General features: G+C 63.9%; 20 protein-coding genes. 13 read left to right on the top strand and 7 right to left on the bottom strand.

All coding sequences use genetic code 11. The annotated features are described in order from the left end of the window. Positions 1-40 precede the first annotated feature (40 nt). From AC2FNA_RS11315 to AC2FNA_RS11305, 3 genes are all read left to right on the top strand, one after another. Positions 41-559: a DUF3035 domain-containing protein gene (locus tag AC2FNA_RS11315; protein WP_234144373.1), complete on the top strand. Its 519-nt coding sequence runs from the start codon at positions 41-43 to the stop codon at positions 557-559. A gap of 78 nt (positions 560-637) precedes the next feature. After that, positions 638-1,981, top strand: a complete 1,344-nt coding sequence (locus AC2FNA_RS11310) for a M16 family metallopeptidase (RefSeq protein WP_496826550.1) — start codon at positions 638-640, stop codon at positions 1,979-1,981. After that, entirely contained in the window at positions 1,978-3,288 is a 1,311-nt protein-coding gene (locus AC2FNA_RS11305; protein WP_496826548.1) for a M16 family metallopeptidase, read from the top strand. The genes AC2FNA_RS11310 and AC2FNA_RS11305 overlap by 4 nt, the downstream gene beginning before the upstream one ends. A 99-nt stretch (positions 3,289-3,387) precedes the next feature. On the opposite strand, the gene AC2FNA_RS11300 is transcribed toward AC2FNA_RS11305, so the two are convergent. The 3 genes from AC2FNA_RS11300 to deoC all read right to left on the bottom strand — a co-directional run bounded on the left by AC2FNA_RS11300 (position 3,388) and on the right by deoC (position 7,637). After that, a complete protein-coding gene (locus AC2FNA_RS11300) occupies positions 3,388-4,200 on the bottom strand; it encodes an SDR family oxidoreductase (protein WP_496826546.1) in 813 nt (270 codons plus the stop codon). Positions 4,201-4,227: 27 nt separating this feature from the next. Further along, entirely contained in the window at positions 4,228-6,561 is a 2,334-nt protein-coding gene (locus AC2FNA_RS11295) for an aldehyde dehydrogenase family protein (RefSeq protein WP_496826545.1), read from the bottom strand. An 86-nt stretch (positions 6,562-6,647) separates the two neighbouring features. After that, positions 6,648-7,637, bottom strand: a complete 990-nt coding sequence (gene deoC / locus AC2FNA_RS11290) for a deoxyribose-phosphate aldolase (RefSeq protein WP_496826543.1) — start codon at positions 7,635-7,637, stop codon at positions 6,648-6,650. Between the two features lie 200 nt (positions 7,638-7,837). On the opposite strand from deoC, the gene AC2FNA_RS11285 reads away from it, so the two are divergent. The 8 genes from AC2FNA_RS11285 to tdh all read left to right on the top strand — a co-directional run bounded on the left by AC2FNA_RS11285 (position 7,838) and on the right by tdh (position 17,487). Next, positions 7,838-8,791: a metal ABC transporter solute-binding protein, Zn/Mn family gene (locus AC2FNA_RS11285; RefSeq protein WP_496826541.1), complete on the top strand. Its 954-nt coding sequence runs from the start codon at positions 7,838-7,840 to the stop codon at positions 8,789-8,791. A gap of 3 nt (positions 8,792-8,794) precedes the next feature. Continuing rightward, the gene (locus AC2FNA_RS11280; RefSeq protein ID WP_496826539.1) at positions 8,795-9,598 is read left to right on the top strand and encodes a metal ABC transporter ATP-binding protein; all 804 of its coding nucleotides are present in this window, start codon (positions 8,795-8,797) and stop codon (positions 9,596-9,598) included. Between the two features lie 4 nt (positions 9,599-9,602). Beyond that, a complete protein-coding gene (locus AC2FNA_RS11275) occupies positions 9,603-10,808 on the top strand; it encodes a metal ABC transporter permease (protein ID WP_496826774.1) in 1,206 nt (401 codons plus the stop codon). Beyond that, a complete protein-coding gene (locus AC2FNA_RS11270) occupies positions 10,805-11,734 on the top strand; it encodes a metal ABC transporter permease (RefSeq protein WP_496826537.1) in 930 nt (309 codons plus the stop codon). Before AC2FNA_RS11275 ends, AC2FNA_RS11270 begins: the two co-directional genes overlap by 4 nt. 268 nt (positions 11,735-12,002) lie before the next feature. Then, on the top strand, positions 12,003-13,868 hold the full coding sequence (mutL, locus tag AC2FNA_RS11265; protein WP_496826536.1) for a DNA mismatch repair endonuclease MutL: 1,866 nt from the start codon (positions 12,003-12,005) through the stop codon (positions 13,866-13,868). 57 nt (positions 13,869-13,925) lie between these two features. Then, positions 13,926-15,164, top strand: a complete 1,239-nt coding sequence (locus tag AC2FNA_RS11260; RefSeq protein ID WP_496826534.1) for a DNA recombination protein RmuC — start codon at positions 13,926-13,928, stop codon at positions 15,162-15,164. 95 nt (positions 15,165-15,259) lie between these two features. Continuing rightward, the gene (locus AC2FNA_RS11255; protein ID WP_496826532.1) at positions 15,260-16,444 is read left to right on the top strand and encodes a glycine C-acetyltransferase; all 1,185 of its coding nucleotides are present in this window, start codon (positions 15,260-15,262) and stop codon (positions 16,442-16,444) included. A 14-nt stretch (positions 16,445-16,458) separates the two neighbouring features. Then, complete coding sequence (gene tdh, locus AC2FNA_RS11250; RefSeq protein WP_496826772.1) at positions 16,459-17,487, top strand: L-threonine 3-dehydrogenase; 1,029 nt, start codon at positions 16,459-16,461, stop codon at positions 17,485-17,487. Between the two features lie 74 nt (positions 17,488-17,561). Here the strand turns inward: tdh and AC2FNA_RS11245 are convergent, their stop codons facing one another. Beyond that, positions 17,562-18,296, bottom strand: coding sequence for a metallophosphoesterase family protein (locus AC2FNA_RS11245; RefSeq protein ID WP_496826530.1), 735 nt, complete (start codon positions 18,294-18,296; stop codon positions 17,562-17,564). Then, the gene (locus AC2FNA_RS11240) at positions 18,293-19,288 is read right to left on the bottom strand and encodes a LysR family transcriptional regulator (protein WP_496826528.1); all 996 of its coding nucleotides are present in this window, start codon (positions 19,286-19,288) and stop codon (positions 18,293-18,295) included. Before AC2FNA_RS11240 ends, AC2FNA_RS11245 begins: the two co-directional genes overlap by 4 nt. Positions 19,289-19,393: 105 nt before the next feature. Here AC2FNA_RS11240 and AC2FNA_RS11235 point away from each other — a divergent pair, with 105 nt between their 5' ends. Next, positions 19,394-19,777 (top strand): hypothetical protein, encoded by a 384-nt coding sequence (locus AC2FNA_RS11235; protein WP_496826526.1) that lies wholly within the window; start codon positions 19,394-19,396, stop codon positions 19,775-19,777. Positions 19,778-19,829: 52 nt separating this feature from the next. Here AC2FNA_RS11235 and serA read toward each other — a convergent pair whose 3' ends face one another. Both serA and AC2FNA_RS11225 read right to left on the bottom strand, forming a co-directional pair. Beyond that, entirely contained in the window at positions 19,830-21,425 is a 1,596-nt protein-coding gene (gene serA / locus AC2FNA_RS11230) for a phosphoglycerate dehydrogenase (RefSeq protein WP_496826525.1), read from the bottom strand. 87 nt (positions 21,426-21,512) lie between these two features. Then, on the bottom strand, positions 21,513-22,667 hold the full coding sequence (locus AC2FNA_RS11225; RefSeq protein ID WP_496826523.1) for a phosphoserine transaminase: 1,155 nt from the start codon (positions 22,665-22,667) through the stop codon (positions 21,513-21,515). Positions 22,668-23,029: 362 nt separating this feature from the next. Here AC2FNA_RS11225 and serB point away from each other — a divergent pair, with 362 nt between their 5' ends. Continuing rightward, positions 23,030-23,908: a phosphoserine phosphatase SerB gene (serB, locus tag AC2FNA_RS11220; RefSeq protein ID WP_496826522.1), complete on the top strand. Its 879-nt coding sequence runs from the start codon at positions 23,030-23,032 to the stop codon at positions 23,906-23,908. The last annotated feature ends 15 nt before the right edge of the window (positions 23,909-23,923 follow it).

The following is a 23,923-nucleotide window of genomic DNA, read 5'->3' as shown; positions in this document are numbered from 1 at the left end:
GATATGCGATAAAACCCGACGAAACAGGCAGGAGATGACCATGCGCGCGCCGCTGGCTTTGATCGTGATCGCGACCGCCCTGGCGGTATCGGGCTGCTCCAGCAAGGGGCTGCGCGATATCCGTTCGCAGGGGACCGGACCCGACGAGTTCGCCATCATGCCGGTGAAGCCCTTGACCCAGCCCAAGGATTTCAACGTGTTGCCCGCGCCGACGCCGGGTGGCGCCAACCTGACCGATCCGACGCCCGCCGCCGATGCGGTGGTGGCGCTGGGCGGCAAGGAAACCGCGCTGCAACCGGGTGGCGGCATTCCTGCCTCGGATCAGGCGCTGGTCAGTGCCTCCAGCCGCTATGGCGTCCCCGCCAATACGCGCACCGCGCTGGCCACCGAAGACGCCGAATTCCGCAAGCGTCAGGGCCGCTGGACCCGTATCCGGTTGTTCCCGGTCGATCGCTATGAGCAGGCCTATCGCAAGGAAGCGATCAACCCGTTCAACCAGAACGAGCGCTTCCGCCGGGCCGGGGCCGCGACGCCCTCGGCGCCACCGGAAAGTGAATAATCCTTAATTTTACGTCAGCGCGTCTTGAACCTTGCCGGGCCTGCCGTAGGTTGTCGGCTAGCGATACGGAGGATGCGCATGGTCCGGGCTTTTGCTCTTGTTGCCGCTATTGTCTCGGCTGCGCCGCTCTGGGCGGCGCCCGAGGGGCGAGAGGCGGTCACCACCTTTACCCTGCAAAACGGTATGGATGTTGTCGTGATCGAAGATCACCGCGCCCCCGTGGTACAGCAGATGGTCTGGTACCGGGCCGGATCGGCGGACGAGCCGGTGGGCGCCTCGGGGGTGGCTCATTTCCTGGAACACCTGCTGTTCAAGGCGACCGACACGATGAAGGCCGGTGAACTCTCGGCCACCGTGGCGGCCAATGGCGGTGCCGACAACGCCTTTACCTCGTATGACTATACCGCCTATTTCCAGCGGGTCGCGTCCGATCGACTGGAACTGATGATGCGGATGGAGTCGGATCGTATGCGTAACATCCGCCTGACCGAACGCGATATCGAGACAGAGCGCGACGTGATCCTGGAGGAACGCAACCAGCGCACCGAGAACAACCCGCGCGCGTTGTTTGGTGAGCAAATGGATGCGGCCCAGTTCCTCAACCACCGCTACGGCGTCCCGGTGATCGGCTGGAAACACGAGATGGAAACGTTGGACATGCAGGATGCGCTGTCCTTCTACCAGACCTATTACGCGCCCAACAACGCCATCCTGATCGTGACCGGCGATGTCGAGCCCGATGAAGTGCGCGCGTTGGCCGAGACCTATTATGGCGTGATCCCGGCAAACCCCGACCTGCCCGAACGCTTCCGCAGCCAGGAGCCGCCGCAAACCGCTGCGCGGCGCCTGACCTTCAAGGATGCGCGGGTGGCTCAACCCTATGTTCACCGCTCTTATCTGGCACCCGAGCGTGATGCTGGCGCCCAGGAAACCGCGGCCGCGCTTTATCTGTTGGCCGAACTGCTGGGCGGTGGCACCACGTCCTACATGAACGAAAAGCTGCAATTCGACAGCCAGACCGCGATCTATACCGGCGCATTCTACAGCGGGCTTTCGCTGGACGACACCACCTTTGACATGATCGTGGTGCCGGCACAGGGCGTTTCCCTGTCCGAGGCCGAAGCGGCGATGGACAAGGTTTTGGCGGATTTTATTGCCGAAGGGGTGGATGCAGCCGATCTCGACCGGATCAAGATGAAACTGCGCGCGGCGCTGATCTACGAGCGCGACAATGTGGATGGGATTGGCAACCGCTATGGTGCCGCACTGGCCAGCGGTCTGACCATCGGTGATGTGCAGGCCTGGCCCGAGGTTTTGCAGGCGGTGACGGGCGACGAGATCATCGCTGCCGCAAGGTCGGTACTGCGGCCCGAGGTTTCGGTGACAGGCTGGCTGACCAATGTCGAGGAGGTGACCCAATGAAGGCGATCTTTGCTGCATTGACTGCCCTGATGCTGGCGTTGCCGGCCTGGGCCGAAGTCAAGATCCAGGAGGTCACCTCCCCCCAAGGCTACAATGCCTGGCTGGTCGAGGATCACGCGATCCCCTTTACCGCTTTGGAAATCTGGTTCCGTGGCGGTACCTCGCTCGATGCACCGGGCAAGCGGGGCGCGACCTATCTTATGACCGGCCTGATCGAGGAAGGGGCAGGAGAGCTGGATGCGCGTGCCTATGCCCGCAGGCTGGAAGAATTGGCCGCGAGCTTTGAATATGACGTGACCGACGACACGCTGTCGGTCTCGGCCCGATTCCTGACCGAGAACCGCGACGAGGTGATCGACCTATTGCGCACAACCCTGCACGCGCCGCGATTTGACCCCGAGGCCATCGAGCGGGTGCGCGCGCAGGTCCTGTCGGGACTGCGCTCGGACGAGACCGACCCGCACAGCATCGCTGGCGCCGCGCTCTCCGAGGCCGTCTATGGAGAACATCCCTACGCGACCGAGGGCAAGGGCACGGTGGACAGCGTCGCGGCGTTGACGCGCGACGATATATTGGCGGCCTTCAAGGGGGCCTTGGCACGTGACCGGGTCTATGTCGGCGCGGTGGGTGATATCACCGCCGAGGAACTGGGCGCGCTGCTCGATACGCTTCTCTCCGGCCTGCCGGAAACTGGCGCGCCGATCCCTGACCGGGCGCAGGTCAGCGTTCCCGGCCCGGTACGGGTGGTCGATTTCGACACACCGCAGTCGGTGGCGCTGTTCATGCAGCCGGGGATCGACCGCGATGATCCTGATTTCTTTGCCGCCTATATTCTCAACCACATCATCGGCGGCGGCGGGTTCGAGAGCCGGCTGATGCAAGAGGTGCGCGAGAAGCGGGGACTGACCTACGGGGTCTATTCCTATCTGCTGCCCAAGGATCTGGCTTCGATTTACATGGGATCGGTGGCCTCGGCCAATGACCGGATCGCCGAGGCGGTGTCCGTCATACGCGATGTCTGGCGGGATGTGGCGGTTAATGGTGTGACGGCCAAGGAACTGGAGGATGCCAAGACTTATCTGACAGGTGCTTATCCGCTGCGTTTTGACGGCAATGGACGGATCGCCAATATCCTGGCCGGGATGCAGATACAGGGTCTGCCGATTGACTATATCGCCACCCGCAACGACCAGGTGAATGCGGTGACGTTGGAAGAGATCAACGCATTTGCCGCCGATTTCCTCGACCCAGATGGATTGAGCTTTACCGTGGTGGGCAAACCCGTGGGGCTGGAAGGAACCAACTGACTTCTGGCGCAGCGGGCGCGGCGGGGCCGTTTTCCGGTTCGGAAAACGGGCCGGAAAACATATGTTTTCCGGCGCCCGCCCTGCGGGAGACGCGCCGGTTCAACCGCGCTTGGGCATCGCGCGCAGCATCTGGCCGATCATCTGACCCGCCCGGCCTGAGCCACGCTGATAGAGTGCACCGTCGACCGACAGAACCGTCCCGCTGATATAGGCGGCCATGTCCGAACTCAGGAACAGGCAGGCATTCGCCACATCTCGCGGCTCTCCCCAGCGGCCCAGCGGCACATCCGCCTTGAAGGTCTTCTCTGCTTCGGGGCTGGGGGCCAATCGCTTGGCGCCTTCGGTGCCTTCGATGAAGCCGGGCACGACCGAGTTCACCCGGATCCCCTCGGGTCCCCATTCCAGGCTCAGTGTGCGGGTGATCTGGTCGACACCTGCCTTCGCGGCGCAGACATGCGCCTGCCCCTCGTAGGGCAGCCAGGATTGCGGAGCCGAGATGTTGATGATGCTGGCGCCGGGGCGCTTGAGATGCGGATAGGCGCCTTTCATCACATGCACGGTGCCCATCAGGTCGATGTCGATCACTGTCTTGAAGGCGTTGATCGACATGTCCGCCGTCAGCGCAGGAAAGTTGCCCGCCGCGCCAGAAACCAGCACATCGAATTCACCCAGTTGATCGCGGAACCCTTGCAGACCCTTGGCCACCGCCTCGGCATCGCGCACATCGAAGGATGCACCTATTGCCTCCTGCGCCCCTGCGGCGCGCAGTTCGGTCACGGTGTCGTCCACCTTGTCCTGGCTGCGGCTGGCAACCGCCAGCCGTGCACCGGCCTGAGCAAAGGCCAGCGCGATGCCGCGGTTGATGCCGCTGGTGCCGCCGATCACCACGACGGTCTTGCCGGTGAAATCCATGTAGAGCCTCCCTTGTGCAGGGATGCCCTATTCTCCGTAGGGCACCCAGATGTTCTTGATCTCGGTCGCAGCCTGAAGGAACCGCTTGCTGTGGTCCACGCCCCAGTCAAGGGACGTTGCGTTATTGATCCAGGTCCGTTTCAGGTTCCCTGCCGCCGCCTTTTCGATCTCGGCCGACAGGTCGGTCGACGAGAAGGACCAGACCGCATCCACGTTCAGGTGCGACGCCAGCGGTTTGGCCAGCTCCGCATGGCTGCCGGTCAGGATGTTGACCACGCCTGCCGGCACGTCCGAGGTGTCGAGGATCTGGTAGAAATCGGTGGCCGCCAGCGGATAGGGCTCGCTTGCCGCCAGCACAACGCGGTTGCCCATCGCAATCGCGGGCGCCATGACCGAGACAAGACCCAACAGCGGCGCCTCGTCCGCGCAAAGCGCGCCGATCACGCCCACCGGTTCCTTCATCGCCAGCGCCACGCCCCGGATCGGCACGCCATGCACCTGCCCGTCATACTTGTCGGCCCAGGCGGCTGCGGTGAAGAGGCGCTGGATGCTGGCTTCAACTTCTTTTGCGCCACCGCGCTTGCCGGTCATCGCGTCGATGTGGTGGGCGAATTCGGCGGCGCGGACCGAAAGGTTTTCGCCGACGTAATAGAGGATCTGCGCGCGCAGATGCCCGGTGGTCTTTGCCCAACCCGAGGCGCCGGCGGCCGCCTCGACCGCGTTGCGCACGTCCTTGCGGTTGGCCAGCCCGACATGACCCAACAGGCCGGATTTACCCCAGACTGGTCGGGAATAGCCGCCATCGGGACGCGCCTGCTTGCCCCCGACATAAAGCTTCGCTGTCCGGTCGATCGGGTCAACCGGGGCGCCGTGGCCGGTGACGGGCTCGATCCTGGCCAGCGCCTTGCGCTTGCCCTTGGGCCGGGTATAGGCGGTCAGCCCCTCCCACCCGCCTTCACGGCCAAAGCCGCTTTCGCGGACACCGCCAAATCCGGCGGCGGCGTCAAACAGGTTGGTGGCATTCACCCAGACCACTCCCGCCACCAGCTTCGGTGCGATGTCGAGCGCCAGGTTTACATTCTCGGTCCAGACGGTGGCGGCCAGCCCATAGCGGGTGTTGTTGGCCAGTTCCACCGCCTCGGCCGGGGTGCGGAAGGTGGTCGAGACGAGGACGGGGCCAAAGATCTCTTCCTGCATCAGCGGGTCGCTGGTCGAAAGCCCGGTGATCAGGGTCGGTGGGTAATAGCAGCCGTTTTCGGGCAGGGTGCAAGCGGCATGGTGCACCGTGCCAGCCGTGTTGCTGGCGACCATTCGCTCTATGGTCTGCAACTGCACCGGATCCACCACCGCGCCCACGTCGATACACTTGTCGAGCGGATTGCCCAGCCGCAGCCCGTCCATCCGGCCGCGTAGCTTGGTGTGGAAGCGGTCGGCGATCCCCTCTTGCACCAACAGGCGCGACCCGGCGCAGCAGACCTGGCCCTGATTGAACCAGATCGCATCGACCAGCCCTTCGATGGCGCTGTCGATATCGGCATCGTCAAACACGATATAGGCGGACTTGCCCCCCAGTTCGAGCGTCAGTTCCAGCCCCCGCCCGGCGGTGGCTTCGCGGATGCGGCGACCCACGGCGGTGGAGCCGGTAAAGGCGACCTTGTCCACATCCGCCGCCACGATCATCTCGCCCACGGCGCCGTCACCGGTGACGATATTGACCACGCCCTTGGGCAGACCGGCCTGCTGGCAGATATCGGCAAACAAGAGCGCGGTGAGCGAGGTATATTCAGCGGGTTTCAGTACCACGGTGTTGCCCATGGCGAGCGCCGGCGCGACCTTCCACGCCAACATCAACAGCGGGAAGTTCCAGGGGATGATCTGACCGCAGACGCCCAATGGTTCGGCATCGGGCAGCTCGCTCTCCATCAACTGGGCCATACCCGCATGATAATAGAAATGCCGCTGCGCCAGAGGGATGTCGATGTCGCGGCTTTCGCGGATCGGCTTGCCATTGTCGAGCGTTTCCAGCACCGCGAACAGACGGCTGTGTTTCTGCATCAGCCGAGCGATGGCATAGAGGTATCGCGCCCGGCCAGCGCCACCCAATGCGGCCCACTTGGGTTGCGCCTTGCGGGCGGCGGTAACGGCGGCATCCACATCGGTTTGGGTCGCCTGGGTCAGCGTGGCCAATACCTCGCCGGTGGCGGGGTTGCGGCTGTCGAACCCGTTGCCCGGCGTGGTAAAGGCTCCGTCGATGAAATGGCCGAACCGGTCACCCTGATCAACCAGCCAGGCCAGCGCCTCGGCGGCGCTTTCGGGGGCAGGACCGTATTCCATGGTGTCGAAGAGTTCCTTGATGCTCATAGCGGTGTCCTCGGTATCCGGGGGCCGTTTTCCGTCACGGAAAACGGGCCGGAATTTTTTCAAAATTCCGGCGCCTGTCGCGCCGGTCAGCCCATGGCATGGCGGTAGCCCGCCGAATAGGCGCCGGTCACGTGATGTTCCAGCTGCCGCTCGATATCGCCCAGCAGCGACGAGGCGCCAAAGCGGAACAGGTCCGGTTGCAGCCAGCGGTCGCCCAGCTCGTCCTTGATCAGCGCCAGATAAACCAGCGCGTCCTTGGCCTTGGAGATGCCACCGGCCGGTTTGTATCCGACCCGGTATCCGGTGCGGTCGTAATAGTCGCGGATGGCGCGGATCATCACCAGCGAGACGGGCAGGGTGGCGTTGACGCTTTCCTTGCCGGTCGAGGTCTTGATGAAATCCGCCCCCGCCATCATGCAAACCAGGGAGGCGCGCGCTACGTTGCGCAACGACCCCAGCTCTCCGGTCGCCAGGATCGCCTTGACATGGGCATGGCCGCAGGCCGCGCGGAACGCCTTCATCTCGTCATAGAGCGCCTGCCAGTCGCCGGTCAGCACATGCCGCCGCGAGATCACGATGTCGATCTCTTCGGCGCCTGCTGCCACGCTTTCGCCGATCTCGGCCACCCGCAGGTGAAAGGGCGACAGGCCCGCCGGGAACCCGGTGCTGACGGCGGCCACCGGAATGCCGGTGCCCTTGAGCGCATCGACCGCGGTCTCGATCATGTCGTGATAGACGCAGACCGCGCCGGTGGTGATCGGCCCCATGCCGAGCGCCTCCAGCAGCGCGGGTGCCACCGGTTGCCGCGCCTTGGCGCAGAGGCGTCGCACCCGGCCCGCCGTGTCGTCGCCGGCCAGAGTGGTCAGGTCGATCATCGTGATCGCCTTCAACAGCCAGGCGGCCTGATAGTCCTTTTTCACCGAGCGCCGTCCGGGCAGCGTCGCCGCCCGCCGTTCGATCGCCGAGGTATTGGCCTGCACCGCTCGGACCCAGTCGAGGTCCAGCTCCATGCCGGGGTTTCGCGGTTCGGTCACTTGCGGCAGATGCGCGGTGCGCTCAAGGCTCTGCGTTTCCATCGTCACTTCCTTTGGGAGGTTTGTGGCCAAGGTCGCATGACCTGCGACAGATTGGCAAGCGGAGGCAGGTGGGTCGCGACGTCAAGATTTTACCTTTCGGACAAATTTATCCTTTCTTGCGAATAATTCTCAATTGCGTTGACTTAGTTGCGAATGGTTCTCATATTCATCCGTATGAGAGTTGGATTTCGAGGTATGCGATGATTCGCCGTGGGTTCCTTGCTGTACTTGCCCTGACATGCAGCTTGCCTCTGGCCGTTTGGGCCGAGGCGCCGCTGCGTGTGGTGGCGACCACCGGCATGATTGCCGATGCCGCCCGCCAGGTCGGCGGCGATCTGGTCGAGGTGACCGGCCTGATGGGGCCGGGGGTCGACCCGCATGCCTATCGGCAGACCCGCAGCGATATTGTGGCCATGACCCGCGCTGATCTGGTGCTATGGCACGGGCTCTACCTCGAAGCGCAAATGGAAAGCTTTTTCCAGGATCTTGGGCGCAAGCGTCAGGTGGTTGCGGTGGCCGAGGGGATCGACCCCTCGCGCCTGCGCGCCCATGACGATTATGCCGACAAGTTCGACCCGCATGTCTGGATGACCCCGGATCTGTGGCGCGAGGTGGTGGCCGAGGTCGCGCGTGCCCTGACCGAGACCCGCCCCGAGGCCGCCGAGACATTTGCCGCCAATGCCGCCCGCCATATCGCCGATCTGGACCGGTTGTCGGGTTATGCCGAAACCGTTCTGGCCACGGTGCCCGAAAGCAAGCGGGTGCTGGTCACGGCGCATGACGCGTTTGGCTATTTCGGGCAGGCCTACGGGTTCGAGGTTCTGGGCGTTCAGGGCATCTCGACCCAGTCCGAGGCGGGGCTGAACCGCATCGCGGAACTGGTCGACACGCTGGTTTCGAGCAAGATCACGGCGGTCTTCGTCGAAAGCTCGGTCTCGGATCGCTCGGTCCGGGCGCTGATCGAAGGCGCCGCGGCGCAGGGGCATCAGGTACAGGTGGGGGGCGAGCTTTTCTCTGATGCGATGGGGCCTGACGGCTCTTACGAGGGGACCTATCTGGGTATGCTCGATCACAACATCACCACAATCGCCGCCGCGCTGGGCGGACAGGTGCCGCCCCGTGGCATGGATGGCAAATTGTCGGCAGGGCTCTGAGCGATGATCGAACTGGCGGCAGATAAGGGTATCCGTCTGTCGGATGACACCATCGCCTCCAGCCCGCTGGCGGTGCGCGGGCTGACCGTGTCCTACGGGCAGAAGCCGGCCGTGTTTTCTGTGGACATGACAGTGCAGCCGGGCGCGATGACGGCGATCATCGGGCCGAACGGGGCGGGGAAGTCGACCCTGCTCAAGGCGGCGCTGGGCATCGTCAAACCGCTGTCGGGGCAGGTCACCGTGTTTGGCCGCCCGCTCGAGGAGCAGCGCGCCCGCATCGCCTATGTGCCGCAGCGCGCCAGTGTCGACTGGGATTTCCCGACCCGGGTGATCGACGTTGTTCTGATGGGGCTTTATCGCGAGCTTGGCCTGCTGGGCCGCTTGCGCGCGCGGCACAAGGCGCAGGCGCTCGATTGTCTGGCCCGTGTGGGCATGCGCGATTTCGCCGACCGCCAGATCGGCCAATTGTCGGGGGGGCAGCAGCAGCGGGTTTTCCTGGCCCGCGCCCTGGCGCAAGACGCCGATCTCTATCTGCTGGACGAACCCTTTGCCGGGGTCGATGCGGCGACGGAAAAGGCGATCATCTCGGTTTTGAAATCGCTGAAACAGGCCGGGCGCACCGTGGTGGTGGTGCATCACGATCTGGCCACGGTGACCGATTATTTCGACCATGTCTTCCTGATCAACACCCGCCGCGTGGCCGAAGGACCGGTGGCCGAGGCCTTTACCGCCGACAATTTGCAGACCGCCTATGGCGGACGGCTGGCAACCGCGCAGGTCGATCAGCTGGCGCGCGTGCTGGGCTGATCCGATGCTGCGCGACGCGCTTTTGCTGCAACTCGGGTATAACGCCACGCTGGTCGTGGTTGGTGCGACCTTGTTGGGTATCTCTGCCGGGGTGACCGGCACGTTCCTTTTCCTGCGCAAGCGGGCGCTGGTCAGCGACGCAATCAGCCATGCGACGCTGCCCGGCATCTGCCTGGCCTTTCTGCTGATGGTGGCGCTGGGCGGCGACGGGCGCAGCCTGCCCGGCCTCTTGGCTGGGTCTGCACTTTCGGCCTGGGTGGGGCTTTTGTGCCTCAACTGGTTGACACGTAACACAAGGCTGGCCGAGGACGCGGCGATCGGCGCGGTTCTATCGGTATTTTTCGGCTTCGGCATCGTGCTGCTCACCGTGATCCAGACGTTGGGCGCCGGGCGCCAGGCGGGGCTGGAGGGGTTCCTGCTGGGGTCGACCGCCGGGATGCTGTGGAACGATGCGCTGGTTATCGCGCTGGGCGGGGCGGGGGCCCTGGCGCTGATCCTGCTGATCCGCCGCCCGATGACGCTGGTGGCCTTCGATCCGGAATATGCCGCCGCGCGCGGGGTGCCCGTACATCGGATCGACTTGGCCATGATGGGGCTGGTGATGGCGGTTACCGTGGTCGGGCTGAAGATCGTTGGCCTGATCCTGATCGTCGCTCTGCTGATCATCCCGCCGGTCACCGCCCGGTTCTGGACCGAGCGGTCGGATCGCGTGGTGCTGCTGAGTGGCTTGACCGGGGGGCTCGCGGGGTATCTTGGCGCGGCGATCTCGGCCTCGGCCCCCAACCTGCCCACCGGGCCGATCATCGTGCTGGTGTCCTTTGCCTTTTTCGCCTTGTCGCTGCTGGTGGCGCCGGGGCGCGGCGTGCTGGCGGCGTTCCTGCGCCATACGCAATTCCAGCGCCGGGTGCATCTGAGGCAAGGACTGCTGGCGCTGGCACAAGGGCAACGGATTTACGAGCCACTGACCTTGCGGCTTTTGCGTCAGGCAGAACTGGTGCGGGCGGACGGGGTCGCAACCGACAGTGGCCGGGCACGCGCCGCCAAGGCGCTGCGGGACGAGAAGCGATGGGAAATCGTGCGCGCCGATCAGACACAAGAAGCCGCCGCCGCTCTCTATGACGGGTTGCGTGATATCGAAACTGTGCTCACCCGCGATCAGATTGCCGAGATCGACAGTCGCATCGCTAGCCCCCAGGAGGTCCCGGCATGAGCGGTTCCGAATTTGTCCCCCTGTCGCTGACGCCGCTCTTGATCGGCATCCTTTCCGCCGTGGCCTGTGCGCTGCCCGGCAACTTCCTGGTGCTGCGGCGGCAGGCGCTGATCGGCGATGCCATCAGCCATGTAGTGTTGCCGGGGATCGTGGTTGCGTTCCTCCTGACCGGCGTCATCGCCGCATGGCCGATGATGCTGGGCGCGGCCGGGGCTGCCGTGGTCGCGGTGGTTCTGATCGAGGCCATTCGTCGTCTGGGCCGGATCGAACCGGGGGCGGCGATGGGTGTCGTCTTTACCACCATGTTTGCTGCCGGCGTGCTGCTCTTGGAGCAGACCGACACCTCGACCGTGCATCTGGATGTGGAACACGCGCTTTATGGCAATCTGGAAAGCCTGATCTGGCTTGATGCCACCGGTTGGGCCTCGCTGCTGGACCCGGTGGCCTTGGCCGGACTGCCGGTGGAGCTGCCGCGTATCCTGGTCACGCTGGCCGGGGTGTCCGGGTTCATCTGGTTGTTCTGGCGGCCCTTGAAGCTGTCGACATTTGATGAGGGGTTTGCCCGCACTCTTGGTATTCGCACCGGCCATTTGGGCCTTGCGCTGGTCATCGTCGCAGCGGTTGCGGCGGTTGCGGCTTTTGACGCGGTCGGCTCGATCATCGTCATCGCCATGTTCATCTGCCCACCCGCCGCCGCGCGGATGATGACCAACACGCTTGAAGGACAGGTTGGCTGGAGCGTCGTTTTTGCGATCCTTTCGGCGGTGCTGGGCTATGTGCTGGCGGGCTATGGGCCCCTGTGGCTGGGTGCGCGTGATGCGGTCAGCGCAGCGGGCATGATCGCCACCGTCTCGGGCGTCATCCTGGCGCTCGCCGCCCTATTCGGTCCCTGCCGCAGCCGCACCGGGGCGCCTGTTCAGGCTTGATTGGGCGAGGAATCGCCGGGACCGGGCGGCGCTGATGGCTTGTCTGTGCCCATTTCCCTGTCTTGCAAACCGCCAACTTGTGCAGCGCCGGCTGGCAGTGTTGAGATGACGAACCGGACAGAAACCGGTACTGACCACCACTCACCCGCCGCCCGGTTTTCGCGGCAGACCTACCCGCGCCGCCTTGGTGCACAGGGAAGGGAGACCGGGCGGTGCCGACCATCAAACCGGTGGCAGAATCGCCGGGCCTCATGCTAGGTCTAGCGGTATGGCATCGACAGACCCCAACATCATCCCCACGCAGCCGGAAATTCGCCAGTTGGACGAGACCGCGATCAACCAGATTGCGGCAGGCGAAGTGGTCGAACGCCCGGCTTCAGCGGTCAAGGAACTGGTCGAGAACGCGATTGATGCCGGGGCTACGCGCATCGCCATCGACCTCGCAGATGGCGGCAAGACGCTGATCCGGGTCACCGATGACGGCTGCGGCATGACGCCCGATCAATTGCCATTGGCATTGGCGCGGCATGCAACCTCCAAGATTGACGGGTCGGACCTTCTCAACATTCACACCTTCGGGTTCCGGGGTGAGGCGCTGCCTTCGCTGGGTTCGGTCGGGCGGCTGACCATCACCAGCCGAGCCCGGGGCGCCGAGGCGGCCAGTATCCGCGTTTCCGGTGGCCGGGTCGATCCGGTGAAGCCCGCCGCCCTGCGCGCGGGCACCGTGGTGGAGTTGCGCGATCTCTTTTTTGCCACGCCAGCGCGGCTCAAATTCATGCGTACCGACCGGGCAGAGGCGCAGGCGGTGACCGATACGGTCAAGCGGCTGGCCATGGCCGAACCCTCAGTCTCTTTCACCCTGCGCGACGTGTCCGAAGGCGGTGAGGGGCGGCTGGTGTTCCGCGCCGATGCGGAAACCGGCGACCTCTTTGACGCGCTGCGCGACCGGCTGGGCCGGGTCATGGGGCGTGAGTTCACCGACAATGCCCTGCGCATCGACACGATGCGCGAGGGGTTGCGGCTCTATGGTTATGCGGCGCTGCCAACCTATTCGCGCGGTGCGGCGGTGGCACAGTATCTTTTCGTCAACGGGCGCCCGGTGCGGGACAAGATGCTGACCGGGGCGTTGAGGGCGGCCTATTTCGATTTTCTCAGCCGCGACCGTCACCCGGCGGCAGCGCTGTTCATCGACTGCGATCCGACGCTGGTCGACGTGAACGTGCATCCGGCAAAATCCGAGGTGCGGTTTCGTGATCCCGGCGTGGCGCGGGGTCTGATCGTCTCGGCCTTGCGGCATGCGCTGGCCGAGGCGGGGCACCGCGCCTCGACCACCGTGGCCGGGGCGACGCTGGGGGCTATGCGGCCCGAACAGACCGGGGAGCACATCTACCAGATGGACCGGCCCTCACCCGCCGCGCGCGTGGCTTCCTATCAGGCGCAGGCGCCCGGCTTTGCCGAACTCTCCGGCAGCTATAGCGGCCGCATGGTCGAGGCCGCCCCCGGCGAGGACGCCCGCAGGGCGGAGGAGCCGCCCGCCGAAACCTCGCCCGAATCCCTGCCCCTGGGTGCGGCGCGCGGGCAGGTGCATGAAAATTACATCATCGCCCAGACCGCCGATGGCATGGTCATCGTCGACCAGCACGCGGCGCACGAGCGGCTGGTCTATGAGAAACTCAAACGCCAGATGGCCGAACATGGCGTCGCGGCGCAGGCGCTGCTGATCCCCGAGATCGTCGAACTCTCCAACGCCGATTGCGCGCGACTGCTCGACCTCTCCAATGATCTGGCACGCCTTGGCCTTACGATCGAACCCTTTGGCGGCGGTGCCGTCGCGGTGCGCGAGACTCCGGCAATCCTGGGTCCGGTGGATGCGGGCGCGATGCTCCGCGACATTCTTGACGAACTGGCCGATCAGGGCGAAAGCGCCACGCTCCAGGCCCGGATCGAGGCGATCCTGAGCCGGGTCGCCTGTCACGGCTCGATTCGGTCGGGCCGCCGCATGCGGGGCGAAGAGATGAATGCGCTCTTGCGCGAGATGGAGGCGACGCCCCATTCCGGCCAGTGCAACCATGGGCGCCCCACCTATGTGGAACTGAAACTTAGCGATATCGAGCGGCTGTTCGGACGCAGTTGATCCGGGTTGCGATCCCGGATAGGAGTTGAAAACAAAACAAGAACAGGCGAGCAGACCATGATTCAGATCGGCGATCAGAGCTATTCCTTGCAGGACCCCATCGTGATGGCGGTTCTGGGCGGCGGCGCTGTCTTGTTGCTGATCCTGCTGATGCTGTTTCTATCCCTTCGTGCCGCCAACCGCTCGGTCCGGACGACCGAACCCATGGCGCAGCAACTGGCCTTTCTGGGCCAGAACGTGCAACAGCTGAGCATGGGGCAGGAACAGTTGCGGGGCGGGCTGGCGCATGTCTCGGACACGCAGGCCAACGCGCAGGTGCAGATGATCCAAACGGTCGAGGCGCGGTTGTCCGCCGTGCAGCAGCATATGAACGACCGGCTGGCCGATAACGCCATGCGCGCGCAGCGGGCGCTGACCGAGATGCAGGAAAAGATGAGCACTACCCTGCATGGCAGCTCGAAACAGACCGCGACCTCGCTGACGCAATTGCAGGAGCGGCTGGCTGCCATCGACAAGGCGCAGGACAATATCACCAAGCTGTCAGGCGATGTTCTGTCGCTTCAGGACATCCTGTCCAACAAGCAGACGCGCGGCGCGTTTGGCGAAATCCAGCTTAACGATATCGTGTCCAAGGCGCTGCCCAGTGACAGCTATTCCCTGCAACATACGCTGTCGAACGGGCGGCGGGCCGACTGCCTGATCCACCTGCCCAACCCGCCCGGCCCGATCGTGATCGACAGCAAGTTCCCGCTGGAGGCCTATGAGGCGCTGCGCCGGGCCGAGACGCCGCCGCAACTGGCCGAGGCCGCGCGCCAGATGAAAACCGCCGTGCGCGCCCATATCAAAGCGATCTCCGAGAAATACATCATCGAGGGCGAAACCGCCGATGGCGCCCTGCTGTTCCTGCCGTCCGAGGCGGTCTATGCCGAGTTACACGCCAATTTCGCCGATATCGTGCGCGAGGGGTTCGCGGCGCGGGTCTGGATCGTGTCGCCCACCACCTGCATGGCCACGCTCAACACCATGCGCGCCATCCTCAAGGACGCGCGGATGCGCGAACAGGCCGGCGCCATCCGCAAGGAGTTGAGCCTGCTGCATAAGGATGTGGAACGGCTGGGCGACCGGGTCGAGAACCTGGACCGCCATTTCGGGCAAGCGGCCAAGGATATCTCGGAGATCAAGATCAGCGCCGACAAGGCCGGGCGGCGGGCGCAACGGCTGGACAATTTCGATTTCGAAGAACTGGCCCCCGATCCGGTGCCCAATGTGGTACCCTTGGGCAAGCAGGAGCGCTAATGTCCAGTTTCACGGATTTTTGTCCAACATAGTGAATTCCCCTATTTCGGAATCGTATCCGTTATGATAGACATTGCGCCAAATCGGAGGTCGCAATGTCCCAATCCTTTCTGTCCCATCTCACCGACACATTGTCCCAGATCGAGGCCGAGGGCCTCTATAAGCGCGAGCGGTTGATCACCTCGCCCCAAGGGGGTGAAATCACCGTTGGCGACCGGCAGGTGATCAACCTGTGCGCCAACAACTATCTGGGCCTAGCCGATCACCCGGCGCTGATCGCCGCCGCGCGCGACGCGCTGGAGCCCAAGGGGTTCGGCATGGCCTCGGTCCGCTTTATCTGCGGCACGCAGGACATTCACCGCGAATTGGAGCAGCGGCTGGCACGGTTTCTCAACAAGGATGACGCGATCCTGTTCGCCGCCTGTTTCGACGCCAATGGCGGGCTGTTTGAACCGCTTCTGGGGTCTGAGGACGCGATCGTCTCGGATGCACTCAACCATGCCTCGATCATCGACGGCATCCGGCTCTGCAAGGCGAAACGCTATCGCTATGCCAATAGCGACATGGGTGATCTGGAGGCGCAGCTGAAACAGGCCCGTGCCGATGGCGCGCGGCACGTGATGATCGCGACGGATGGTGTGTTCTCGATGGACGGTTATCTGGCCAACCTGCCCGAAATCACCCGGCTGGCCCAGCAACATGACGCAGTGGTGATGGTCGATGACTGTCACGCCACCGGATTCATGGGGCCGCATGGCGCCGGCACGCCCGACCATTTCGGGCTGGACGTGGACATCCTGACCGGCACGCTGGGCAAGGCGCTGGGCGGGGCCATCGGCGGCTATATCGCCGGACCGCAGCCGGTCATCGACCTGCTCCGCCAGCGGGCGCGGCCCTATCTGTTCTCGAACTCGCTGCCGCCCGCCATCGTGGCCGCCGGGATCGAGGCAATCCGGCTGATCGAGGAGGGCGTCGACCTGCGCGCGCGCCTGTTCGAAAACGCCCGTTATTGGCGGGCAGGGCTTACTGACCTGGGCTTTGACCTCTTGCCTGGCGAGCATCCGATCATCCCGGTGATGCTGGGCGAGGCCAAGCTGGCGCAGGACATGGCGGCGCGTCTGTTTGACGAGGGCGTCTATGTCTCGGGCTTCTTCTTTCCGGTGGTGCCGCGTGGGCAGGCGCGCATCCGCACCCAGATGAACGCCGCCCTGACGCGCGACGAACTGGACCGCGCGCTGGCCGCATTTGCCACCGCAGGCAAGGCATTGGGAGTGATTTGATGCGACCCAACACGATGAAAGCGCTGGAGAAGTCCAAGCCCGAGGAAGGGCTGTGGATGGTGCAGGCACCGGTGCCCGAGATCGGCCCCGACGATGTGCTGATCAAGATCAACAAGACCGGCATCTGCGGCACCGATATCCATATCTGGAACTGGGACGAATGGGCCGCGCACACGGTGCCGGTGCCGATGATCACCGGTCACGAATTCGCGGGCGAGATCGTCGAACTGGGCCGTGATGTGACCGGCCTCAGCATCGGTCAGCGGGTCTCGGGCGAGGGGCATCTGATCGGCACCGACAGCCGCCAGAGCCGGGCGGGCAAGTTCCACCTGGATCCAGGTACGCGCGGGATTGGCGTCAACGTTCAGGGGGCCTTCGCGCAGTATCTGCGCCTGCCCGCCTTCAACGTAGTGCCGTTGCCTGACGATATTCCCGACGAGATCGGCGCCATCCTCGACCCGCTGGGCAACGCGGTGCACACGGCGCTGAGTTTCGACCTGTTGGGTGAGGATGTGCTGATCACCGGCGCGGGGCCGATCGGCATCATGGCGGCGGCGGTGGCCAAACATGCGGGCGCCCGCCATGTGGTGATCACCGATATCAACGCCGACCGGCTGAAACTGGCGCAGCATGTGGTACCCAGGGCGCGGACCGTGGATGTCACGCGCGAAGAGCTGGCTGATGTGAAGCATGAGTTGGGCCTGAAACAGGGGTTTGACGTGGGGCTGGAGATGTCGGGGTCGCAAGCAGCGCTCGACCAGATGGTCGAGGCGCTGGTGATGGGCGGCAAGATCGCGCTGTTGGGTATTCCGCCGGGCAAGTCGCCGGTGGACTGGTCGCGTATCGTGTTCAAGGCGATCACCATCAAGGGCGTCTATGGCCGCGAGATGTTCGAGACCTGGTACAAGATGATTGCCATGTTGCAGAACGGGTTGGACGTCAGCCGGGTGATCACCCACCGCTTTGGCGTCGATGACTTCCGCGAGGGCTTTGCGGCGATGAAATCGGGCCTCAGCGGCAAGGTGGTGCTGGACTGGACCTGAGGAATGGGGGCGCTGCCCCCGTTGCCCTGCGGCCGACTCCCCCGAGGTATTTTGGAACAGAAGAAGGTGGGGGGTCAGGCCCGAGGGGCGAGCAGCTGGCGGCCGGTTTCGGTTAGCAGCCAGCATTGGTTGTTTTCGAACACCGCGGCGGCGAGCGGACGGCCATAACCGGCGCCAGCGTCGAGATTGACGCGATTGCCGTGATGCTCGGCCCGTTTGCCGGGGGTGTGGCCATGTACCACCAGCCAGGGATGCGGGCGCGGATCATCCAGGAATTCTTGGCGGATCCAGATCAGATCATTTTCCACCTGACGTTCAAGCGGCAGGCCGGGACGGATACCGGCGTGTACGAAGAGCAGCGCACCCTCCTGATGGTAGTTGGGTAAACCGACAAGAAAGTTCCGGTGTTCGGTGGGCACTGCCGCGCGCGCCTGGGCATGAACCTGATAGGTGCGAACGCCTTCGGGCACCGGGACACCGTACGAAGCGAGGGTTTCGACGCCGCCGATGCGATCGTGCAGCCAGTGATACCCGATCAGCAGCCGGTCATCCTGGGCGGGATGGTCGCGCAGGAACATTTCGAACATGCGGTCGTGATTGCCCTTGAGCGTGATCCAGTCGCGCCCCTGCGCCTGTCCCGCGACCAACCGGTCCAGCACCGCGCGACTGTCCGGCCCTCGGTCGGCATAATCGCCCAGAAAGACAATGCGGGCATCAGGACCGCCATCGGCCTCGATCCGAGCCAGCGCCGTTTCGAGTTGTTCGGCTTGGCCGTGAATATCGCCGACCGCGTAGATAGGGGTGCTCATGACGCCTGCTCCACTGTTTGCTGGCCCGGTTCTGCCGCAGCACCGCATCCGATGGAAGGGATCGTGTCGAGCTCGGCCATCAGCATGGCAATCTGGTCACGCAACCAGCGATGGGCCGGCGCGCTGCTGGCGCGTTTGTGCCAGACCAGTTCGATCTCGACCGGACCGACCGCGATGGGCGGATGATAGAGCGACAGGCCAAGGCGTGGCGCGACGCTTTCGGCCAGCTGATGCGGGATGAGGGCGATCAGGTCACTTTGCGAGACCGCGTTCAGCACACCGGAAAACACCGGCAGTGTCATGGTGACCTGCCGCGCGCGGCCGATGCGGGCGAGGGCGGCATCGCCCAGCCCGTGCAGTTTGCCCTCGGGCGAGAACAGCGCGTGCTGGAGACCGCAGAAGAGATCGAGCGGCAGGACCTCGCCCGGGGTATGGCCCGCCTTGGCGATCTCGGGATGGTCGGCGCGTGCGACGGCAAGGAAATGAGAACCGTGCAAATGTCGCCGTTCGACCCAGTCGGGCGTGTCGGTCGCAGGCAGGATGGCCATGTCGACCCCTGACTCGCCGACAGATTGCACGTAATTGTCCGGGACCAGATCGACCAGTTGCACGCGCATGCCCGGGGCCTCGCGGGACAGGTGGTGGGCCAGTCGAGGCATCAGAAGTTCGGCGTAGAAATCGCTGCCCGAAAGGGTCAGGCAGGCCGTTGAGGCGCCGGGGTCGAAATCGGGCTGCCCTGCCAGCAGGGTTTCGGTCTGCTCCAACAGGGCGCGCAGGGGCGCTTGCAGGCTCGTGGCGTAATCGCTGGGAACCAACTGCCGTCCCTGACGGATGAAGAGCGGATCACCCAGTGCATGCCGTAAACGGGCAAGCGCGGCCGAGACCGCCGGCTGTGACAGGGCGAGCCTCTGTCCTGCCAGCGTAGTGGAGCGGGTGGCAAGCAGCGCATCGAGAACACGCAACAGGTTCAGATCGAAGGTTTTGAAATTCATGGGATTGATAGATATCATAATATCTATTGATTTCACATATTTTGATGATGTCCTCACACTCGACCCAGGTGGCGGTACGGCCACGAACAGGGAGAGGAAAGAGATATGAATGGAGTGGCGCGCGCGTTTTTTCTGGTCGCGATTCTGGCAGGGCTGTGTGGCATGGTCTGGGGTATCCAGATGTCAGCAAGTCAGGATCACACCCTGTCTCCGGCACATGGGCATCTGAACCTGCTGGGGTGGGTCAGCTGCTCGATCTTTGCCTTCTATTATCATCTGGTTCCGAGCGCCGCGGCGAACCCGCTGGCCCGGCTGCATTTCGGTCTGGTCGTGGTGGCGGTAGTCATGCTGGCGCCTGGCGTGGCGCTGGCGATCCAGGGCAAGACAGAGCTGTTGGCCAAGCTGGGCTCGGTCATCATGCTGGGGTCAATGCTGTTGTTCGGTTGGATCGTCCTGAAAGCCCCGGCACGGGTCGCCGCGACAGCCTGAAACGAAAAACGCCGCCCTCGCGGGGCGGCGTTTCCATCCGATAGGGCGCTGGTCAGGCGACGTCGAATTCCAGCGGTTTGATCTGATTGAAGAGGCCCGTTTCAGCCAGTTTCGCGCGAGCCTCGGCCGGTACAGGCTCATCCACATACAGAAGCGCGATTGCCTCACCGCCGGCGGCAGCCCGGCCAAGCGTGAAGTTGGCGATGTTGACGCCATTCTCACCCATGGTCTGGCCCAGCGTACCGATGATACCCGGTACGTCCTCGTTGGTGGTATAGAGCATATGCGCGCCGATTTCGGCATCGACATTGATGCCCTTGATCTGGATGAAACGCGGCTTGCCATCGCTGAACACGGTACCCGCGACTGAGCGTTCACGCTTGGCCGTCACTACGGTCACCTTGATATACCCGTCAAAAGCGCCCGATTTGTCCTGATTGGTAGTCGAGATCTGGATGCCGCGCTCTTTGGCGACAACAGGGGCCGAGACCATGTTCACCTCGGGGTTCGACTTTTTCATGATACCGGCCACTGTGGCGCAATTCAGCGCCGCCAGATTCATGGTCGATGCAGTCCCGTCATAGAGGATGTTGATGGCCTTGATCGGCTCGTCGGTCATCTGGCCGACAAAGCTGCCCAAATGGCCGGCCAGCTTGATCCAGGGGCCCATCACCTTGGCCTCTTCGGCGGTGACCGACGGCATGTTGAGCGCGTTTTCCACCGCGCCGGTCAGCAGATAGTTCGACATCTGCTCGGCCACCTGCAGGGCGACGTTTTCCTGTGCCTCGGTGGTGGCGGCTCCCAGATGCGGGGTGCAGACCACGTTGGGCAGGCCGAACAGCGGGTTTTCCTTGGCCGGTTCGACGCTGAACACGTCAAAGGCGGCGCCCGCCACGTGGCCCGATTGCAGCATCTCGGCCAGTGCTTCCTCGTCGACCAGACCACCGCGAGCGCAGTTGATGATACGGACGCCTTTCTTGGTCTTGGCCAGGTTCTCGCGGCCCAGGATGTCGCGGGTCTGATCGGTCAGCGGCACATGCAGGGTGATGAAATCGGCGCGTTTCAGCAGCTCGTCCAGCTCGACCTTTTCAACGCCCATCTTGTTGGCCTTTTCCTCGCCCAGGAAGGGATCATAGGCGATGACCTTCATCTTGAGGCCACGGGCACGGTCGCAGACGATACCGCCGATATTGCCCGCGCCGATCACGCCCAGGGTCTTGTTCGTGAGTTCGACACCCATGAACTTGGACTTTTCCCACTTGCCCGCATGGGTCGAGGCGCTGGCCTCGGGGATCTGGCGGGCCACGGCGAACATCATGGCGATGGCGTGTTCGGCGGTGGTGATCATGTTGCCAAAGGGCGTGTTCATGACGATCACCCCCTTTTTCGAGGCGGCGTCCTTGTCCACGTTGTCGGTGCCGATACCGGCGCGGCCGATAACCTTGAGGCTGGTCGCGTTCTCCAGGATCTTCTCGGTCACTTTGGTGGCCGAGCGGATGGCAAGGCCGTCATACTGGCCGATGACCTCGGCCAGCTTGTCCTTGTCCTTGCCAAGGTCGGGTTGGAAATCGACGTCAATCCCGCGATCGCGGAAGATCTGGACGGCAGCGTCGGAGAGTTTGTCGGAGATGAGTACTTTGGGGGCCATGTCTGCTGGTCCTTTGCAGGGGAATGGGGCGCTTATCGGTCCCTTGCGGGCCCTCTTCGCGAGGAGGCCCGCAAGGGCGGAAGAGCGTTATGCGGCTTGGGATTGTGCGTCGATCTCGGCTTGATAGGCCCAGGCGAGCCAAGGCAGCAGCGCGGCCACATCCGAGGTTTCTACCGTGCCGCCGCACCATATGCGTAAGCCTGCGGGCGCGTCGCGATAGGCGCCGATATCCAGCGCAACACCTTCGGCCTCCAGCCGCTTGGCAACCGCCTTGGCAAACGCTGCGCCATCCTGAATGCGGGCATCGGTGAATTTCAGGCAGACGCTGGTATTGGATCGCGTGGCTGCATCCTCGGCCAGGTTGGCGATCCAGTCATGTGCCTCGCAGAAATCGAAGATTGCCTGCGCATTGGCATCGGCCCGCGCGATCAGACCTTTCAGGCCACCGACCGAGCGTGCCCAGTCGAGCGCCAGCAGATAATCCTCGACCGCCAGCATCGAGGGGGTGTTGATCGTTTCGCCCTTGAAGATGCCTTCGATCAGCTTGCCGCCCTTGGTCATGCGGAAGATCTTGGGCAGCGGCCATGCGGGGGTGTAGCTTTCCAGCCGCTCCACCGCGCGCGGGCTCAGCACGATCATGCCATGCGCAGCCTCGCCGCCCAGAACTTTCTGCCAGGAGAAAGTGGTCACATCCAGCTTGTCCCAGGGCAGGTCCATGGCAAAGGCGGCGCTGGTAGCGTCGCAGATGGTCAGGCCCTGACGGTCGGCGGCGATCCAGTCGCCATTCGGGACACGCACGCCCGAGGTGGTGCCGTTCCAGGTGAACACGACATCATTGTCGAAATCCACCGAGGCGAGATCGACGATCTGGCCATAGTCGGCGGTCTTGACCTCGGCATCCAGTTTCAGCTGTTTCACCACATCAGTGACCCAGCCGGCGCCAAAGCTTTCCCAGGCCAGCATCTCGACCTTGCGGGCACCCAAGAGCGACCACAGCGCCATCTCAACGGCGCCGGTATCCGAGGCGGGAACGATGCCGATGCGATAGTCAGCGGGGATCCCCAGAATCTCGCGCGTGCCTTCGATGGCGGCCTTCAGCTTGTCCTTGCCGATGGCGGCACGATGCGAGCGGCCCAGCGCGGCACCGGCAAGCTTGGAGACATCGAAGACGGGGGGTTTGGCACAGGGGCCAGAGGAAAACCGCGGATTGACCGGCCGCGTTGCCGGTTGGTCGATAGTCATTGGTGTTACCCTTACAGATATACGCCCCTCGTTGGGGAGGGGTGTCCCGCCGCAACAGCTAGTCCGCCGCATTGCGGCGCGCAAGCGAAATAGATGTCGAAAATCGCCGCTTTGATATTTGATTGCGACCTTTGTGACTACGATCGGAAACTTGCGTTTCGTCTTAAGGAAATCGCGGGCTAGGGCAGGGCGTCTGGATGCGACATTCAGGGCGGGGTGAGATGTTCAAGTTTTTACAGTGGGTTAATGGATGGACGCGCGCCGGATAAGGGCCGGGCTGTGGCGCGCGGCGTTAACTCGGGTGGGGCTGGCAGAGATTTCATGCCTGCGCTATGGCGGTTCCGAGCCAAAGGAGATACCCCATGTATGTCGCCACGCTGTTGACCAACCCTTCCAATGCCCGTCTAGACCCGGCGCTGGTCGATGCGCTGCGCAATGCCTGGGGCGGCGGCGATGCGGTCTGGCTGAGCCCCGATGAAGCGGCGGAATTCATGCTTTCAGCCCTTCCCGACAATCGCTGGCAGGTCTGGGACGATCTTCAGGCGTTGGGTGTCGATCTGGTGGTGCAACCCGCAGAAGGTCGCAAAAAGCGGATGCTGCTGGCGGATATGGACAGCACCATGATCCAGCAGGAGTGCATTGACGAACTGGCCGACGAGGCCGGGGTCGGCGAGCGGGTCAAGGAGATCACCGCCCGCGCGATGAACGGCGAACTGGATTTCGAGGGCGCGCTGCTGGAGCGTGTGGACCTGTTGCGCGGGCTGGACGAGGCGGTGATCGGCCATGTGCTCGATACTCGCATCACCCTGATGCCGGGTGGGCGCGCGCTGGTGGCGACCATGCGCGCCAATGGCGGCTATGCGGCGCTGGTCTCGGGCGGGTTCACCGCCTTTACCGCCCAAGTGGCCGCGCAACTGGGCTTTGACGAGAATCGCGCCAATACGCTGTTGGCCGCTGGTGGCAAGCTGACCGGCGATGTGGGGCGCCCGATCCTGGGCCGTCAGGCCAAGGTCGATGCGCTGGAGCAGATCACGGCACGTTTGGGCCTGTCCGAACAGGATGTGATCGCGGTGGGCGACGGCGCCAACGATCTGGGCATGCTGGGCCGCGCCGGAACCGGCGTTGCCCTGCACGCCAAACCTTCGGTCGCGGCCAAATGCGAGGTACGCATCAACCACGGCGACCTGACCGCGCTGCTGTTTGTTCAGGGCTATGCAAAGGCGGATTTCGTCGCGGCTTGATCTGCCGCTTGCATT

This window comes from Ruegeria sp. YKSD163 (assembly GCF_059612905.1).
Note: the sequence above shows the minus strand (reverse complement) of the source record. Positions and strands in the feature narration are given on the sequence as shown.